Genomic DNA, 15,933 nt, shown 5'->3' on the forward strand with positions numbered 1-15,933 from the left:
CGTTCAAGCTGAGTACTGCGCTTATGGCTGTCCATAAGGACTGTTACGCACCAATTGGACTAATCCAACAAGGCGGCCCTCGCCGGAGGGAGACGCTGCAAGCGTCGTGCAGAGAGGGACGGTTGTATTGGTGTGCAAGAGCTACGGTTCCACGATCTGCGTCATGAAGCAGTGAGCCGCTTTTTTGAAAAGGGACTAAATACAGCCGAGGTCGCATCAATCAGCGGACACAAGGATTTGCGGATGCTGTTTCGTTATACGCATCTCAAGGCAGAGGATATTGTCGCCAAGCTACGTAGGAACAACAAGGAGATGGCGGCATGAAACAACGGGCGCTCGCAATACCGGAATACGTAGCAAACCTAACCCACATGCAACTAACGTTGATCGGGCTGCAGCCGATAATGCAGGACGACATGATTATCTGCCCGCTAATGTACGAGGATGGCAGCGGGCTATCTCTCGTTACTATGTGCATAGCCAAGCGCGGCTGGTTTAGAAAAACACCCATGCTCATAGTATCAATTGTCGAATTGGCTGAAAATACGAGAGTTGTGCAGGTTTATCTCCAACAGACCATGGCCGTTCCAGTTGACGACAATGACGTTCCGTTCCTGCTGCGCTACGGCAGCATGATCAAAGCGATGTTGGTGACACATGCCAAAGTCAGCAATATGGGGAAGCTGGTTAATCTGCGGAGACGGGAGGCTAAATAGCAACCAAGCGTCCTTATGGCCGGTCCCTCCCTATTAGATAAGAGCCACCGGCTCACTCAATCCAAGCTCGTTAGATCGACAGCTCTCTCTAAATATAACTTCTAGAGATACCTGTCGGACTTTTCCCACCACAACCCGAAGGCTCGTCGATGTCCAATCGGCGGGCCTTTTCGTTTTTAGAGAACAACAAACGCAAATGAACAGTCGATTTATCGACCGAATGATCCGGCACTGGACGAATACTCTCCGGTTGCCTTGCACCAGCGCCCTTATTGAAGGCTGGTTACAACTTGAAGAAGCTCTTGAAGCCGCTGCAAAGCAACGACGCTGGCAAGTCTTGCCCTCGCCAACCGGCGCAGGAAAGACCGAGGCTCTCATTGTCCTATTAGCCACGCCAACCATCACTGAGCATCCCGGCGCGCTCGTCGTCACTAAATTCAAGTGCGAGGCCGACAAAATCGCACACGCTATAAACACCAGCGCCGGTGCAACCATCGCCATAGCCGCGCATACAGATGCCAAGGTCAAGTCGAGTGACATGGCTGCAAGTCCAGTTGTGGTAATCACGCACAAAGCCTACGCAAATGCACTAAGGGAGGCGGAGGATGCTGAGATACCGATCAGACTTGACTTGTACCATCAGTACCATCAGTCGCTACGCAAATGGCTCATTGTTGATGAGGCGTTCAACTGGGTCGATGCCTACGAAGCAGAAAGGGATGATCTTGCGGCAATGTGCGGGCCTCTCTCAGGACAATTGCCAGCAGATGCCATCGACGCACTGAAACCGCTTCTCGCACTTGTGCGGTCAATCGACAATGAACAAACTACCAATCGTTCAGACAGGCTGCTGTCGGTCGAGCAGATTGCGATGCTCCAAGACACAGACCTTGAAATTCTTGATCGCGCGATACGGAGGCTTCCTACGGATGCCACGGAGGTATGGCGTAACGTTGAGCTAGTACGCCGCTCTAAGGATTCACAAAGGACCACGTTCAAGAAGCAATACCTGGAACTCGTTGAGCAACTACGGACGATCCAACGAATAGGATGGGGATGGTTAAGTAAGAGGGGAGGCCGGACACGCTTACATAGCTCAAGATCGTTACTCGACACCAAGCGAATGTGCGGAGTTATTCTGGACGCAACTGCTGGGGTTGATACGGGCTATGACTTGCTTGGCTCTGATGTTCTTATTCTGCCACGTCCCAGCGGCATCCGCTCATATACTAATGTGAAAATCCATGTATCGCGAGGGCATCGTGTTGGGAAAGAGTATCTAGCGAAACATGCTCCTACTGACTGGCCCGCAGTTGCCACGCATCTCGCACAGCGCATAAAGCCAAATAGTAAAGTGCTGGCGATTACGCACAAAGATGCGCGAAATTACATACGAAAATGCGGCCTAAAGTGTGGAGCATTTGAAGTAGCGCACTGGGGCGATCTCGACGGTAAAAACGATTGGAAAGACTTCGATACAGTTGTTGTGTACGGACTCCCCTATTTGGATGACATAGCACCCACCAACGCCTTCTTCGCAGGTGTCGGCCAGCAGTCTGCCGACTGGTTCGAGGGACAGCGACGGTACGGGCACCAAACGGACATGAAGGCCGCAATTAAGATCGGCTTCATTGCAAGGAGTGTCGTACAGGCAATCGGCAGAGGCCACTGTCGGAAGATCACTGACGATCAAGGCAACTGCGGGCCTACGGACGTTTTCATCCTGTTGCCTTCTGGCGACGTTGCAGACGCATTGACTGCATCCATCCAACAGGAAATGCCTGGCTCACAGCTCAAGGAATGGCACGCTGCTCCGAAGATCGGCAAGCAGTTAGGTCCTACCGAGCGAAAACTTGTTAGCTTGATGCGTAAGTGCGGATCCGGCACCTACACTAAAACTCAGATCATTGTACAGCTTTCCATCGCAGGGCGCACATTTGAGCGGATGTCCGCCAACCTTCGGATAGCGCACTCTGTTCTGACGCGCGATCTTGCCGCCATCGGCGTTGAATACGACTGCAAGACCGGCCCTGGAAAGGAGGCGTGCTTCATCAAGTACTGAATAGCCTGCATATGATGATACAGAACGCTGGCACATTCATGGTGCTAAGCAGAAGTGAGGCCGTTCTCTGCGGCCTTTCTCGTTTCTACACGGGAACACCATGCCGAGAAGGACACCTGTCCGAGCGGTATGTAAGCAACCGGCAATGCGTCGCCTGCAATGCCGCCAAGGCGCGCCACCGAGAGCAGCTGAGAGGCATTCGAGACCCGTCCTTCAGGATGTACCGCAACACGCTAAGGCGCACCGGCATGGCTCTCAGGGGCCGCGCCAGTCCCGCTGACGCGGTTGGCTGCGAACATACCGAACTACGGGACCATATCGCTGCACGCTTTCGCACGGGCATGTGCTGGGAGCGATACCGGCAATGGGAGGTCGATCATGTCAAACCGCTATCGTCTGCGCGAACGCTGTGCGAACTGATCGCGCTATGCCACTTCAGCAATCTTCAGCCGCTGTGGCGTAGCGAGAACTTACGGAAGGGCGGGGCCTAGTGCCCCGTCCAAACCCGCAAACAGGCGCGGGTATCTGTCTTTGTCCGAGTGGCAGGGAGGGGCCGTTACTCAAATTGGCGCGGGTAGACTCAGCGTTCTAAAAGCCGGGCATGACGTGCGGATTTGACTCGCGACTCAGTTTTTAGCACGGTAGGTTGTAGGCCATTTTGGCAGCAACCTTGAGAGGGCATCCTGCCGTGAGCAGAGCTAAGTGGGATTTTGCCGACCGAATCGGGAGCCGCGCTAGGGCTGCTCAATCGTGACAGACGCCGAGCTAATCACTGCGCTCGATAAGATCAAAGCGACAATGATCTCCGTCGCGACTACGGAACGGAAAATTCAGACAGTAGAGTCGCAGTTCATTGCCTTACATGACGAAGCTGACGCTGCACTGCAAGCGCGCGGAATTGAAAACGGATTGCCATACCGCTCGCTTTGGGATTGGTACGGACGGTGGAGTCAGGGCGACCTGCCGACGTACCAGTCAAGGCGGGCCTTTCTAAATGATAGTTTCGACACCTTGCTAAAGCGCGTTCGCGGAAAGCCAGGCCGGGAGTACGAACCGACTGGATGGGCACGAGTGGATCGCACCGTAGCCGAAATGAAGAACCAGCTGGCCGCAGCAAAGGCCGAAGAACAGTTTCAAAACGTGGGATTGCTAGGCCGTGAACTCTTAATTTCGACGGCACAGCAAGTGTTCGACGCGTCTAAGCACCCGACACTTGATGGTGTCGCCGCCAGCAAAACCGATGCGAAACGGATGCTTGAAGCGTATATCGCAGTCGAATTAGGTGGTGGGGCCAATGAATTTGTCCGAAAGCACGCGAAGGCTTCCCTTGATCTCGCTATTCAACTTCAGCACCGACGCACGGCAACGTTCCGGGACGCCGCCCTTTGTGTCGAAGCAACAACGTCGGTTGTCAGCCTGATCGCAATCATCGCCGGTCTTCGCGACCCGATATAGGCAAGAAGCATGAGAATTTCCCAACACTACGGACTGGGCCGAACTCAAGCGACGATGGATTTTGTTGATGTAGACATCGTAAATGACACGCCTGTATTTCTTAGTCCCAAAGCCTTGACTATGTTGCCGTCCGAGTTCGGCGACGAGTGCGTCCACCTCGTTCAAAATTTTTTCCAGACAGTCCTTGACCATATCAGAGGGGACCGCAATCGAGAGGCGGAAGCGTTGCTCCGTGCGCTTCGTGAGCCAAACGAAACTCGGCTCGGTCTTTCAAGCGGGAAAGCAAAAGGTCATGCGCTCGGCAGCGGTTCTGCGCATAACGTCTGGGAATCGCTGAGTCAAAGCGAAGCGGCCAAGAGCGGATTGCTAGAGGACCTAGAAGATACTGTTTTGATGATTGAGGGCATTTCCGTCGACATCGTCTCCGACATAGCGACGAATATAATTCGCGCACCGCTAATTCGATACACCCAACACATGTGCCGGCAATACGAGATTCCGATGTCGCCCGGCGTCGACTCAGGACCGCTTTGGAATCCCATTGAGAGGCGTTGGTATTCTGACTTCGTAGAGCTTCCGATAGCCGGAAGTGGCCGCTTGCTATTTGTGCCGAAGGTCCTTGTACGAACTCATCTGCAATACGATGCAGGCGAATACTTTCGCCACTTCTTGCTGACGCGGATGCAGCAAGCCGAACTCGCAGCAAATAGCGAACTAGTTGAAATCATCAAGTCTGGGAAGGGTAAGCGCGCACGTACCAGAAGGCGCGTCACGAAGAAGGCGCTCAAAGCAAAATATGGCAGCAATAAGAAGACAATCGTTACAGAGACTCGGAAGCATCCCGCCGCTCTTGCGACCTACAAAGCCCTTAAGAGGGATGAAAAGCATCTGCCGCTTACTCTAGACGACATGTCCAAGCTCGAAGGTGCGGCCGAAACTGATTGGCACCTTTTGCTACGCGACGTGCGGAGCGTTCCGACAGGAGCGGCCGACGCGGGGCGGTACGAGAAAGCGGTTGAGGGCGTCATAAGCGCCCTGTTCTATCCGAACTTAACCAATCCGAATGTACAGCATGAAATTCACGATGGCAGGAAACGAATCGACATCACTTACACAAACATGGGGATTAATGGGTTCTTCGCTTGGTTGTCGAAGCACTATTCTGCTGCCCACGTATTTGTGGAGTGTAAGAATTATGGGAAAGAAGTCGGCAATCCCGAGCTTGACCAATTGTCGAGTCGATTCTCGCCGAGTCGGGGACAGATTGGGCTTCTTGTGTGTCGCAGCTTTCAGAACAAGGCGCTGTTCTTGAAACGATGCATTGACACTGCGAAGGACTCGCGCGGCTTCGTCATTCCGCTAGACGATGAAGATGTCGCTACCTTGACCGCATCCCGGCAAGACGATCCTCTCTTCGCAAATTGGAAATTGTTGAAAGACAAGTTTGACGCATTGATAAATTGAATGCGACTCAGCCGCTAGCGTTCAGAGAGGGCAAAATGAGGGAAGAACTTCTACGATGGTCAAAAGAATACCCAGGAGCCTACCTCGCTGCGGAAGTATTTGCTGCATCGCCAAAGGCTCACCTAGTTACTCACGTTCTTCCCGCATCATTATGCGACGCCGTTCCCGAAGCTAAGAAGGGGTTCAAAGTTGAAGGAAGCGCGGGACAGAGCAAATGGACGCACACCCCATGGGTTGCAATACTTGATCTAGCCATCACGGAGACGGTTCAAGAAGGATTCTACGTTGTTTATCTTCTATCGCCCGATGGCACCCGGATTCATTTGACGTTAAATCAAGGTTGTACACTGCTGAAAAATGAACTCGGACTGCCAAGCGCACGTCTAGAGCTTATGCGCCGGGCGGGACTTATGCGTAGCCGAGCGACATCGACTTCTGGCAGGTTTCAACCATACGCGATTGATATGAAGTCCACGCTCTGGCGAGCGCAGCTCTACTCCGCTGGTAATATTTTGGGTGTTGAATATGATACCAGCAACCTTCCTGCCGAAACGCAACTTGTCTCTGATCTTCGAGAGGCGCTAACAATGTATCGGGCCGTTCGCAACGCGGGCGGTTGGATGGCTGACGATGACATCATTCGGGAAGCCGAAGAAGAGGGCATCTCATTGCCCGAAGCAAAGCGATATCGTCTTCACCGATCAATAGAGCGACGCAGTGGCAACTCAGAGAAAGTCAAGAAGGCACAGGGCACAACGTGCAAGGGTTGCGACAAAAAGATGTCGGACGTATACGGTCCGATTGCGGACCGCTTCATACACGCCCACCATTTAAGACCACTCGCCGATCTCGAGCTGGATGAGAAGGTTGAACTAAATCCGCACACCGACTTCGCGGTTCTCTGTCCAAACTGCCACGCCATAATTCACAGATTCGAAGATGTGAGTGATGTTGCACGGCTGAGAGCGTTGCTAGCTAAGTGAACTTCCGGATTCCGAGAGGTCAGGTGAGCGTTATGGTGCGGAGTATGCACCAGGTTCACATGCCAGATTTGGCGAAATTTTTCACGCGGGTATCTAACGGATTGGGAGAAGCGGAAGCCCCCCTGCCCCCTACCCGAACGCTGCATTTGGCACACATCGGTCACGCGTCATCGCCCGCAGGGAGCCAATACCACCTTGACCTTTGCGAGTTGATAGCCCTATTTATTGCTCTGTGAGCGGCTAATCGGTTGAGCTATTTGAGCCTGCAAACATCAAGCGATCAGTTCGGCAAACCCCACAGAACAGGCCAGACAGCCCTCCGAAGGCAAAGGTCACACGTTCGAATCGTGTCGGGTGCGCCAGTCTCCTTACTCTTTACCGAGACTGTGTGCCGGACCGAGACTGTGCGCCGGCTTTTGACGCTGTGACGGCACCATCCATCAAATGTTGCGGCTCGCAATCTGGCCTTCGCAACGTCGCGCGCGCGTCCGGCTAAGCACGTCGAATGGAAAAGCGGTCACAAATCTCTGACCAGCTGCGCAATTGATTGCACCCTTAAATTGTACTATTGTTCATGGGTTGCGGAAAATGAGCCTGATCGCAGCATGTTTCTGGTCGCGATCATCGGGGCAGGTCCGATTGTAGGCGTGATGTCGCAGACGGATATCCGGTTATTGTCGGACTGAAGCACCCCGGGAGCGCTCGTCCCGCAAGCAATGAGCCAACACGGAACCTGCTTGACGACGTCAATCCAGTGGCGGCGCCAGGAACAGGGCTTCGCAATCAACCGAGTCGGGAGGGGTGCTTCAGATGAAAACCATCGCCCAGTTCGTCGAGGATCGCATTACGACGCTTTCCGACCTGAAAGACGCACTCCAGACCGCGATGCAATTGGAGTTCTCCACCATCCCGCCTTATCTTTGCGCGCAATGGTCGATCAACAGCGACCCGGGCGGCGTCGGCGGTATGATTGAGGACATTGTGGTGCAAGAGATGTATCACTTTGCCTTGGCAGGCAACATGCTGACCGCGATCGGCGGCGTGCCATCCATTGCCAATGCGACCTTCATTCCGAGCTACCCGACCAATGTCCTGCCCGGAGGAATTCTGCAAAAGCTGCCCGTTGATCTGAAGCCGCTTACGCCAGATCAAGTTCAGGTCTTCATGCAGATCGAGTATCCGGAATTTCCACCGGTCGCGCTCACCGCAAGAACGGGACCCGCGACGATCGGTGATTTCTACGATGCGATCGCCGAGGGCTTCACCACAGTCAATCCCGCGATCAATGCCAGCGCTTTCGCGGTCAATTCGGGGGAAGCAACGCCGATCAAGAGCATCGACAATGCGCAGGCGGCGATCCTGCTGATCAAGGGCGAAGGTGAAGGTACGGAAGGCTCTCCTAACCAACCCCCAACCGGCAATGCAACATTCGCCCACTATTATGTCTTCAAGGAAATCTACACCGAGAAAACGCTGGTGCAGGATGCGGCTGGCCATTGGAGCTTTACGGGAGCACCAATCCCGTTTCCGACCTGGTTCGATTTTCAGCAATCGACCGTCACACCGAGTCCGTCGCTTGCGTTCAATCAGGCCCTGTCGCAGCTCTTGATCGGCCTTCAAACGTGCTGGACAAGCGGTACAAGACCCAGCATCGGCGCCATGTTCACACTTCAGTCGCTTGGCACGGACCTCATCCAGCAGGGCATTCGTCCTGAGTTCCTATGGGCGCCTCCGTCGGCATGAACTCCGGATCTGCCGCCTGCCTCTCTCACGTCAGCATCGAGATGATCGACTGGATCTGATCGGAGGCGGACGTCACCAGGGCGTCATACGACGTATGACCGTGCGCGGCAGCTTTCAAAATGCATTCGGCGACAGCGGCTTTCAGACCGAACACCGACTGATGGGCCGGCACGCTCGCCATCACGGTCTCGAGGGCCTGGCGCATGGTCTGAACGAGCTCGGAGCTGTATTGCATTGGCTGTCCTCCGCGCCCCCATGTAGGAACGCGGGCCTAGGCTCGCCACTCACAAGCCTGAGATTGCTCTTTGATGAACCCTGGACAAATCGCCTCAATTCAAGCGCCAGATGGCCGCATTGAGCAGGCCGGCAAAGGCGACCCAGGCTGCGTAAGGCACGAACAACGCAGCAGCCAGCCTGTCCCGTGATGTCTCGAGACTGATGTAGGTCACGATCGCGACGAACAGACAGATGAGGATGACGAGCGCGGCGCCGATCTGGTGCATCGTGAACATCACCGGAGACCAAACGAAATTGAGCGCCAGTTGCGCGGCCCAGACCTGCATCGCTCGACCCGACGGCTCACGGCGAAAAGTCCGCCAGCCCGCAACCGCGATCATGATGTAAAGGATAGTCCACGCCACCGGGAACGCCCAGTTCGGCGGCACGAAACCCGGCTTGGCAAGGGCCGCATACCACTCTCCCGGAAGATTGGTCGCGCCGATCAGCCAGCCGATGCCGACCACACCGACGACGAAGACCAACAACTGAAGCATCCATCACCTCGCGCTTCTCTTCGGGCAATTGTATCATCGTTCCATGAGCGAATCCGGCACGGTGACTGGCGAGGCCTCGCCCGTCCGCAAGATCATCCATATCGACATGGATGCCTTCTATGCGTCCGTGGAGCAACGCGACAATCCGGAGCTGCGCGGCAAGCCGGTCGCCGTCGGCGGCTCCGCGGAACGCGGCGTCGTCGCGGCCGCCAGCTACGAGGCCCGCAAGTTCGGCGTTCGCTCTGCGATGCCGTCGGTGACCGCGAAGCGGCAATGTCCCGACCTGATCTTCGTCAGGCCGCGCTTCGAGGTCTACAAGGCGATCTCCAGGCAGATCCGCGACATCTTTGCCGAGCACACGCCAATCATCGAGCCATTGTCGCTCGACGAGGCCTATCTCGACGTGACCGAGAATTTGCAAGGCATCCCGCTGGCGCGGGACGTCGCCTTGCTGATCCGTGAGAAGATCAAGGCCGAGACCGGCCTCAACGCTTCGGCGGGCATCTCCTACAACAAGTTTCTTGCAAAGCTCGCCTCCGATCATCGCAAGCCCAACGGTCAGTTCGTGATCTCGCCGGAGATGGGACCCGCCTTCGTCGAGACGCTGCCCGTCGGCAAGTTCCACGGGATCGGCCCGGCGACCAGCGCGAAGATGAATGCGCTCGGCCTGTTCACCGGCCTCGACATCCGCAACCAGACGCTGGAGTTCATGAATGCGAATTTCGGCAAGTCGGGCGCCTATTACTACTGGATCTCACGCGGCGTCGACGAGCGGCCGGTCCGGGCCAACCGGATTCGCAAGTCGATCGGCGCGGAGACGACGTTCTCGACCGACCTCGACGAATACGGCGCGCTGGCCGCCGAGCTCAAGCCGCTTGTCGACAAGGTCTGGCGCCATTGCGAGACGACCGGCAACCGCGGCCGCACCGTCACCCTGAAGATCAAGTTCGCCGACTTCGAGATCATCACACGCAGCAGGTCCGTCGCCGCGCCGGTTGCAGGCCGGGACGACCTGGAGCGGCTGGCCTGCGGCCTGCTCGAAGCCGAGATGCCGCTGCCTAAGCGCGTCAGGCTCGTGGGGGTATCGCTGTCTGCCCTCCAGGACGGCGACGATGCGGAGCCGCAGCTGACTTTCGGCATTTGAACCAGCCTGGAAAGCCCCGCCGCGAACGCGAGACCTCTGTCCCGCGGCGCGGCTCCAGACCAGTCATGGAAGGTGGCGGGATTTTCAGACCCGCCACCGATGAAGGCCGATCCGCTCGGGCCAATCAATGCCTCACATGCTCGAACACGACGATCACTCCCGTCGGCTCCGGCTCGTGGGCCATCAGGCGCGTGAGGTCGGCATCGCTCCAGTCGGCGAGGCTGACGACTTCGCCGGTCTGGCGCTCGGCGCCGACCGACGGGGTCGGCTCGAGCACCTTCAGGCCCGTTTCGTCAACGAAGAAGGTGTGTTCGCCGAACATGCTGTTGAGCTGCGGCATGGCGGGATGTTCGTCGGGCAGCACCTGGGCGCCGAGTTGGTTGACGGTCTGCTTCACCTGTTCGGATGTGAGCTTCATGAGCTGCTCCGTTTCTGCGTGCCGGGTTTCAGTGAGTTGAGCCAAGACGGGCGTTCCCTGCGCCTGTGTCGCCTGGCTCAAATTCCCGAACGGGTGTTGCGCACGAATGTTCCGGAAAAATGCATTTCGTGATCGCGAGTTTCATCGGCCGCGCTCACGGCACGGGATAGCCACACGATGCACACGATCCGCCTGTCGATGCCGCTATTCGGCGGCTTCGACGATCCGGATATCGCGGTCGGCACCGTCGCCGAGCAGGTCGTGAGCGGCCTTGTAGGCGGGACTTTCATACGCCGCCTTGGCGCGCTCGACGCTGTCGAACTCGATGAGAACGACGCGTTCCATCAGGCCGTGCTCGTAGGCCGCAACCGGCATCCCGCGCGCGAGCACGCGTCCACCGGCGGCCTCGATAGCCGGACGCGACAGCTTGGCGTAGGCCGCCATGGCGTCGGGGCTCTTGATCGCGCGGTAGGTCGCAACCCAATAGGCTTTTGCCATTTTGTTTCTCCTTGTTCTCGTGACCTAGTGCTCGCCTCGGTTCTCGCCAACCGAGAGCGCGCAGATGCGTGACAGATATGTGTATGGCAGACCGGTCTCCTCGGCCCACGCGTTGAACTGTGCCTGCACTTTTGCGAGATCGCCCTTTGATTTGACCTCTTCGGCGATGTCGAGGCCGGCATCGCGCAGGCAGGCGACGACATCCCTGGAGGTGACAAAACCATCCCAGCCGACGAAGCGCAGCAGCATCTGCCCGGTGTTGCCGCCGAGCCGGCTGCCGCGTTTGGTGAGGAGATCGAGCAGGCCGACCTCGTTGGATGGCGGCCACTTCGCCAGAAACTTGCCGAAGCTGCCGTGCTCTTTCGCGATCTCCTGGACGAAGCTGGCGTTGTCGCGCACCGACATGATCTTGGCGCCGTTGCGCACGATGCGCGCGTCGCGCAAGAGGCCCTCCCAATAATCCTCGGGCTGGAAGGTGAGCTTGGCCGGCTGGAAATGCAGGAACGCCGCTTCAAATCCGTCCCATTTCGAATCGATCACGCTCCAGGCAAAGCCCGCGCAAAACACCCGCCTGGTCATCTCGGCGAGGATGCGATCGTCGCCGAGCTTGGCCAGCCCCTTCAGGTCGGGCTTTTCGGGCATCAGCTTGTCCAGCGCCTTGGGGCCGCCCTTGCGTTTCTCGGCGCGGGCACGAATGGTCTTGAAGGAGGTCATGCGGATACGGGCGTTTGAGGATGCGCCACGACATCAGAATTCGATGACATGGTCCAGCCCTGCGGTGCCCGGCCACCTGCGCACGCCAATGCGCCGCAGCATGCGGCCGGCCATTGGCCTGACGAAGAGAGCAGCCATTCTGGTCTGCTTCTTGCTTTATAAATAACGTTTTGGAATTCCCAGACCTTTTCAAACCCGCCCATGGATTTTCAATGCGCTGCCTGGTCGTGGCCGATTTGCACTACTCGCTGCCGCAGCTCGACTGGCTGGCCAGCGCGGCGCCGCAGTTCGACCTCCTGATCTTCGCAGGCGATGCCCTCGACATCGGCTCAATGGTGGATTTTCGCGCGCAGATCGTGGTGATGAAGAAGTACCTCGCGTTGCTCGCGGCGCAGACCCGCGTGATCCTCTGCTCCGGCAATCACGACCTCGACGAGCGCAATGCGGAGGGCGAAAAGATCTCGCGCTGGATCTCGGAGGTGCGGGAGCTCGGGATCATTTGCGACGGCGACAGCCTCACCATCGGCGACACGCTGTTCACGGTGTGCCCGTGGTGGGATGGCCCGCTGGTCAAGCAGCGCATCGTCGAGCAGCTGCACAACGCCGCCGCCAATCGCCCGCAGCGGTGGATCTGGGCGCATCATGCGCCGCCGGCGAATTCACCGACCAGCTGGGGCGGCAAGCGCTTCTTCGGCGATGTCGATCTGGTGCAGTGGATCATGCAGTATCAGCCGTCGATGGTGATCTCGGGCCATGTGCACCAGTCACCCTTCATCGCCGACGGTTCGTGGTTCGACCGGCTCGGGCTGACCTGGGTGTTCAACGCCGGCCTGCAACCGGGACGGCCGCCGACGCATATCGTGCTGGATCTCGATGCGAACAAGGCGTTCTGGCTGGCAGCGGGCGAAGCGCAATGGATCGACCTCAGCGCGCCGCTGAAGCGGCCCGCAAACACCGTCGAGGAGCCGCCGGACTGGCTCACATCCTTGGATCGGATTGCCGATCCGAGCCTGGCGAGACCTCGAGCGGCGGCAGGTTGATCATGCTCTGGAGCACCTCGCCGACCATGGCGAGATGCGTGCCGTGGCCGGCATATTGCCGCTTGAGATCGGCGAGATAGGTGTTGGCGACGTTGAGCCGCTGCGCCAGCGTGCGCGCGAGCAGCAGCGCGACCTCGGGCCGCTGGATGAGGAATGACGCCGCGTCCTCGAACTCATAGATGACGGAATCCGAGCTGGCCCGCACCGTCGCGGTGTGCGGCAGCCCGAGCAGCACGGACATCTCGCCGAACACGGCGCCGGGCTCGGTGATGGTCGCTACCACCGTGTCGCTCTTGAGCACGTCGAGCTTGCCCTCGACGAGCACGTAGAGGTGGCCGCTGCTGGTGCCGCCCTCGGTGACCACCAACGTGCCGGCCTTGACCTGCCGCTCCGTTCCGCCGGTGCAATGATCCAGAACTGCGCGCATCGCCGAAGCTCCCATCGCTGGGGAAATCCAGGCGATACTAGAGCACGATCCGTGCCAGGCGGCAACGCGCGGACGGCTATCGCGACAGGCGCTTTGCGAGGTGAACCGACTGCCAGTCTCCGAGACCGGTATCCCGGAAGCCCGCCTTCTTCGCCAGACCACGCATCTCGGCATTTGTCCGCGCAGTCTCGGCGGCAATCATCTCGTGGCCAAGATCGGTCGCCCGCGTCTCCATCGCCGTCATCATCTGCAAGCCGAGGCCCAGGCGCTGGAACGCATCGGCGACCGAAATGGCAAACTCGCCATGCCGTGCAGTCGCATCATAGGCGTAGTTCGCTTCGCCGATGATGGTGTGCTGCCCTCCCTGCCTGACTTCGGCGAGCAGGGTGAAATGACCGGGACGGCCCGTCCTCGCCAAGCATTCGGCCGCGACCAGGGCGACGTCGGTACGCGCGCCCATGAAGCGCTTGTTACGCGACGTCGTGGACAGGCCGGTGAAATAGACCGACAGGTTCTCGACATCGGATACGCCGGCGGTCCTGATGCATACCATGCCCTTCGCTTCGGCCAGTTCGACCGGCTCGACGACGGCTCCTGGAAACAGCTGTGACATGCGTGATGCTCTCGGCAGGTTGCGTGGCTCGCACACCTAACCGAGGCCGCGCTTCCGCGGCTTGGACACCACTGCCAATCATGCGGCTGAAAACGAACAGCTCGTTGTCCCGTGCCGTGCATCACACACGGGAGAGTGACGGCACCTCGTCGGGCATGATCGCCTGGAGGCCGCCGAAGCGGCGCTCGCGGCCGTGGAAGGACGCCAGAGCCGCGGAGAGATCGCCCGCGTCGAATTCGGGCCACATCCGCTCGGTGAAGTGCAGCTCGGCATAGGCGCCTTCCCAGAGCAGGAAGTCCGACAGCCGCTTCTCGCCGGAGGTGCGGATGATGAGATCGACGTCGCGCAGGCCGGCCTCGCCGGTGACGAGCTGCGAGAAGGCTTCGCGGGTGAGGCTCGTCAGTGCCGCCGCCTTCGCTGCGGCGTTGAGGATGGCGTCGCGCGCGGAATAGTCGACCGCGATGCGCAGGTGAAGCGCGCTGCCGTGCGCCGTGGCGTCCTCCGCGCGCGCGATCGCATTGGCGATGCCGTCGGGCAGACGGTCGCGGCGGCCGATCACGGTGAGGCGCACGCCGTTCCTGGCGAGGCTCTGCACCTCGTTGGCGAGATAGAAGCGCAGCAACGTCATCAGCGCGGCGACTTCGGTTTTCGGCCGTCGCCAATTGTCGGTGGAGAAGGCGTAAAGTGTCAGCGTCCCGATGCCCTGCTTGGGTGCGACCTCGACGATGCGGCGGATCGCCTCCACGCCGGCCTCGTGGCCGCGCAGGCGCGACAAGCCGCGGCGCGTCGCCCACCTGCCGTTGCCGTCCATGATGATGCCGACGTGAAGCTTCTCGTTGCGAGAGGTCATGTCGCTTTGCATTGCAAAGTCTCCGGTCAAAAAAGGGGGATCAGGTCGAGATGATACCGAGACGGCCGAGCGGCGGCGCGTCGCGGCCGGCGGCCTTGGCGGCGTCGCGCACCAGCCGCTCGAGCACGGCGAGATAGTCGAGGAAGCGGCGGCGGCCGGCCTTGGTCAGGCGGCAGGTCGTGTGCGGGCGGTTGCCCTCATAGCCTTTGGTCACCTCGACGAGGCCGGCCTCCTGGAGCACGGCGAGATGCCGGCTGAGATTGCCGTCGGTGAGGCCGCAGAGCTGCTTGAGGTCGGCGAACGCCAGACCCTTCGGATGCGCCATCAGCGAGGTCAGAAGCCCGAGCCTCGCCTTCTCATGGATGACGCGGTCGAGCCCTTCATAGGAGAAGGGTGCGCTGTCAGTCTTCGACATCATGGTCTCCGGACGCGAAATACAGAATGCCCGCCATCACCGACTGCCCGATCACGAAGGGCAGCCCCATGGTCCACGGCGATAGCGTGTGAGTCCGGCTCGCGAGCACCACGACCGCGAAGCCGGAAATGAAATACCAGGCGCCCGCGAGCGCGACGGTGCGCGGCAGCGAGCGGACGGAAGCGAAAATGCCGAGTGACACCAGGATCTGCCACAGGCCGGGCAGCAGCCACAGCGTCTCGCTCGCGAACTTCCACATCACCACCGCGAGCAGCACGCCGGCGACGCCCGCGGGCAGGAACTGCTCGACCGCCTGATGGATCATGGCATCGGCCAGACCGGAATGATGACGGCGCGAGCGCGCGCGCATCTCGATGCCGATCATCAGAACGGAGAGCACCGCGGCCATGAACCAGCCGAAGAAGAAGCCGACCGGCTCGCTTGTGGGATCGCCGAGCAGCCAGAATTGGAGGATTGCGGTAAGAAGCGCGACGGCGCCCGTCGCAGCGATCGTCGCCGGGCCATAACCGCGGAACGCCGTGCCCGCCGCAATCTGGTTGCGGATCGCCACGATGTCGGCCAGTGCCTTGTCGAGATCGCGCATTGGCAACGCCAAAA

18 protein-coding genes, 1 tRNA gene and 1 pseudogene are annotated in these 15,933 nt (G+C 58.9%); 10 read left to right on the forward strand and 10 right to left on the reverse strand.

Annotated elements, in window-relative coordinates:
* Positions 1–63: 63 nt before the first annotated feature.
* The 8 genes and pseudogenes from ABIB95_RS26925 to ABIB95_RS26960 all read left to right on the forward strand — a co-directional run.
* A pseudogene (locus tag ABIB95_RS26925) lies at positions 64–324 on the forward strand (tyrosine-type recombinase/integrase); the annotation flags it as partial.
* Complete coding sequence (locus ABIB95_RS26930; RefSeq protein WP_354243684.1) at positions 321–716, forward strand: hypothetical protein; 396 nt, start codon at positions 321–323, stop codon at positions 714–716. The pseudogene ABIB95_RS26925 and the gene ABIB95_RS26930, both read left to right, overlap by 4 nt.
* Before the next feature lie 196 nt (positions 717–912).
* The gene (locus tag ABIB95_RS26935; RefSeq protein WP_354243687.1) at positions 913–2,778 is read left to right on the forward strand and encodes a DEAD/DEAH box helicase family protein; all 1,866 of its coding nucleotides are present in this window, start codon (positions 913–915) and stop codon (positions 2,776–2,778) included.
* 750 nt (positions 2,779–3,528) lie between these two features.
* A complete protein-coding gene (locus ABIB95_RS26940) occupies positions 3,529–4,233 on the forward strand; it encodes a hypothetical protein (protein WP_354243690.1) in 705 nt (234 codons plus the stop codon).
* A 9-nt stretch (positions 4,234–4,242) separates the two neighbouring features.
* Entirely contained in the window at positions 4,243–5,697 is a 1,455-nt protein-coding gene (locus ABIB95_RS26945) for a DUF8370 family protein (protein WP_354243693.1), read from the forward strand.
* Between the two features lie 35 nt (positions 5,698–5,732).
* A complete protein-coding gene (locus ABIB95_RS26950) occupies positions 5,733–6,680 on the forward strand; it encodes an MrcB family domain-containing protein (protein WP_354243696.1) in 948 nt (315 codons plus the stop codon).
* Positions 6,681–6,956: 276 nt separating this feature from the next.
* Positions 6,957–7,042, forward strand: a tRNA-Arg gene (locus ABIB95_RS26955).
* A gap of 448 nt (positions 7,043–7,490) precedes the next feature.
* A complete protein-coding gene (locus ABIB95_RS26960; protein WP_354243698.1) occupies positions 7,491–8,423 on the forward strand; it encodes a ferritin-like domain-containing protein in 933 nt (310 codons plus the stop codon).
* A gap of 25 nt (positions 8,424–8,448) precedes the next feature.
* Here ABIB95_RS26960 and ABIB95_RS26965 read toward each other — a convergent pair whose 3' ends face one another.
* A complete protein-coding gene (locus ABIB95_RS26965; RefSeq protein WP_166066169.1) occupies positions 8,449–8,658 on the reverse strand; it encodes a hypothetical protein in 210 nt (69 codons plus the stop codon).
* A 94-nt stretch (positions 8,659–8,752) separates the two neighbouring features.
* Positions 8,753–9,196, reverse strand: a complete 444-nt coding sequence (locus ABIB95_RS26970; RefSeq protein WP_175617967.1) for a TspO/MBR family protein — start codon at positions 9,194–9,196, stop codon at positions 8,753–8,755.
* 43 nt (positions 9,197–9,239) lie between these two features.
* On the opposite strand from ABIB95_RS26970, the gene dinB reads away from it, so the two are divergent.
* The gene (gene dinB / locus ABIB95_RS26975) at positions 9,240–10,340 is read left to right on the forward strand and encodes a DNA polymerase IV (protein WP_354243702.1); all 1,101 of its coding nucleotides are present in this window, start codon (positions 9,240–9,242) and stop codon (positions 10,338–10,340) included.
* A gap of 124 nt (positions 10,341–10,464) precedes the next feature.
* Here the strand turns inward: dinB and ABIB95_RS26980 are convergent, their stop codons facing one another.
* The 3 genes from ABIB95_RS26980 to ABIB95_RS26990 form a co-directional block, all read right to left on the reverse strand.
* Entirely contained in the window at positions 10,465–10,758 is a 294-nt protein-coding gene (locus ABIB95_RS26980; protein ID WP_028151137.1) for a hypothetical protein, read from the reverse strand.
* A 204-nt stretch (positions 10,759–10,962) separates the two neighbouring features.
* Positions 10,963–11,256, reverse strand: a complete 294-nt coding sequence (locus ABIB95_RS26985; protein ID WP_014491041.1) for a DUF1330 domain-containing protein — start codon at positions 11,254–11,256, stop codon at positions 10,963–10,965.
* Positions 11,257–11,280: 24 nt separating this feature from the next.
* A complete protein-coding gene (locus ABIB95_RS26990) occupies positions 11,281–11,970 on the reverse strand; it encodes a DNA-3-methyladenine glycosylase I (protein WP_354243706.1) in 690 nt (229 codons plus the stop codon).
* Positions 11,971–12,182: 212 nt separating this feature from the next.
* Between ABIB95_RS26990 and ABIB95_RS26995 the strand changes: the two genes are divergently transcribed.
* Positions 12,183–13,010: a metallophosphoesterase family protein gene (locus ABIB95_RS26995; protein ID WP_354243708.1), complete on the forward strand. Its 828-nt coding sequence runs from the start codon at positions 12,183–12,185 to the stop codon at positions 13,008–13,010.
* On the opposite strand, the gene ABIB95_RS27000 is transcribed toward ABIB95_RS26995, so the two are convergent.
* From ABIB95_RS27000 to ABIB95_RS27020, 5 genes are all read right to left on the reverse strand, one after another.
* Positions 12,949–13,437 (reverse strand): Crp/Fnr family transcriptional regulator, encoded by a 489-nt coding sequence (locus ABIB95_RS27000; protein WP_354243711.1) that lies wholly within the window; start codon positions 13,435–13,437, stop codon positions 12,949–12,951. The genes ABIB95_RS26995 and ABIB95_RS27000 overlap by 62 nt on opposite strands.
* A gap of 76 nt (positions 13,438–13,513) precedes the next feature.
* Complete coding sequence (locus ABIB95_RS27005) at positions 13,514–14,050, reverse strand: GNAT family N-acetyltransferase (RefSeq protein WP_354243714.1); 537 nt, start codon at positions 14,048–14,050, stop codon at positions 13,514–13,516.
* Between the two features lie 121 nt (positions 14,051–14,171).
* The gene (locus ABIB95_RS27010; protein ID WP_354243716.1) at positions 14,172–14,912 is read right to left on the reverse strand and encodes a di-trans,poly-cis-decaprenylcistransferase; all 741 of its coding nucleotides are present in this window, start codon (positions 14,910–14,912) and stop codon (positions 14,172–14,174) included.
* Positions 14,913–14,940: 28 nt separating this feature from the next.
* Positions 14,941–15,315, reverse strand: a complete 375-nt coding sequence (locus ABIB95_RS27015) for a winged helix-turn-helix domain-containing protein (RefSeq protein ID WP_063985952.1) — start codon at positions 15,313–15,315, stop codon at positions 14,941–14,943.
* Positions 15,302–15,919, reverse strand: coding sequence for a hypothetical protein (locus tag ABIB95_RS27020; protein ID WP_028155350.1), 618 nt, complete (start codon positions 15,917–15,919; stop codon positions 15,302–15,304). The genes ABIB95_RS27015 and ABIB95_RS27020 overlap by 14 nt, the downstream gene beginning before the upstream one ends.
* Positions 15,920–15,933 lie beyond the last annotated feature (14 nt).

It is taken from the genome of Bradyrhizobium sp. LA2.1 (assembly GCF_040547725.1).
GTDB lineage: Bacteria > Pseudomonadota > Alphaproteobacteria > Rhizobiales > Xanthobacteraceae > Bradyrhizobium > Bradyrhizobium barranii.

What these genes read in the sequence shown, in the direction of transcription:
- ABIB95_RS26935 (WP_354243687.1), top strand. Translation starts at nt 913, where the DNA reads ATGAACAGTCGATTTATCGACCGAATGATCCGGCACTGGACGAATACT.
- ABIB95_RS26950 (WP_354243696.1), top strand. Translation starts at nt 5,733, where the DNA reads ATGAGGGAAGAACTTCTACGATGGTCAAAAGAATACCCAGGAGCCTAC.
- ABIB95_RS26990 (WP_354243706.1), bottom strand. Translation starts at nt 11,970, where the DNA reads ATGACCTCCTTCAAGACCATTCGTGCCCGCGCCGAGAAACGCAAGGGC.
- ABIB95_RS26970 (WP_175617967.1), bottom strand. Translation starts at nt 9,196, where the DNA reads ATGCTTCAGTTGTTGGTCTTCGTCGTCGGTGTGGTCGGCATCGGCTGG.
- ABIB95_RS26965 (WP_166066169.1), bottom strand. Translation starts at nt 8,658, where the DNA reads ATGCAATACAGCTCCGAGCTCGTTCAGACCATGCGCCAGGCCCTCGAG.
- dinB (WP_354243702.1), top strand. Translation starts at nt 9,240, where the DNA reads ATGAGCGAATCCGGCACGGTGACTGGCGAGGCCTCGCCCGTCCGCAAG.
- ABIB95_RS27010 (WP_354243716.1), bottom strand. Translation starts at nt 14,912, where the DNA reads ATGCAAAGCGACATGACCTCTCGCAACGAGAAGCTTCACGTCGGCATC.
- ABIB95_RS26980 (WP_028151137.1), bottom strand. Translation starts at nt 10,758, where the DNA reads ATGAAGCTCACATCCGAACAGGTGAAGCAGACCGTCAACCAACTCGGC.
- ABIB95_RS27000 (WP_354243711.1), bottom strand. Translation starts at nt 13,437, where the DNA reads ATGCGCGCAGTTCTGGATCATTGCACCGGCGGAACGGAGCGGCAGGTC.
- ABIB95_RS26960 (WP_354243698.1), top strand. Translation starts at nt 7,491, where the DNA reads ATGAAAACCATCGCCCAGTTCGTCGAGGATCGCATTACGACGCTTTCC.
- ABIB95_RS26930 (WP_354243684.1), top strand. Translation starts at nt 321, where the DNA reads ATGAAACAACGGGCGCTCGCAATACCGGAATACGTAGCAAACCTAACC.
- ABIB95_RS27020 (WP_028155350.1), bottom strand. Translation starts at nt 15,919, where the DNA reads ATGCGCGATCTCGACAAGGCACTGGCCGACATCGTGGCGATCCGCAAC.
- ABIB95_RS27015 (WP_063985952.1), bottom strand. Translation starts at nt 15,315, where the DNA reads ATGTCGAAGACTGACAGCGCACCCTTCTCCTATGAAGGGCTCGACCGC.
- ABIB95_RS27005 (WP_354243714.1), bottom strand. Translation starts at nt 14,050, where the DNA reads ATGTCACAGCTGTTTCCAGGAGCCGTCGTCGAGCCGGTCGAACTGGCC.
- ABIB95_RS26945 (WP_354243693.1), top strand. Translation starts at nt 4,243, where the DNA reads ATGAGAATTTCCCAACACTACGGACTGGGCCGAACTCAAGCGACGATG.
- ABIB95_RS26985 (WP_014491041.1), bottom strand. Translation starts at nt 11,256, where the DNA reads ATGGCAAAAGCCTATTGGGTTGCGACCTACCGCGCGATCAAGAGCCCC.
- ABIB95_RS26995 (WP_354243708.1), top strand. Translation starts at nt 12,183, where the DNA reads ATGCGCTGCCTGGTCGTGGCCGATTTGCACTACTCGCTGCCGCAGCTC.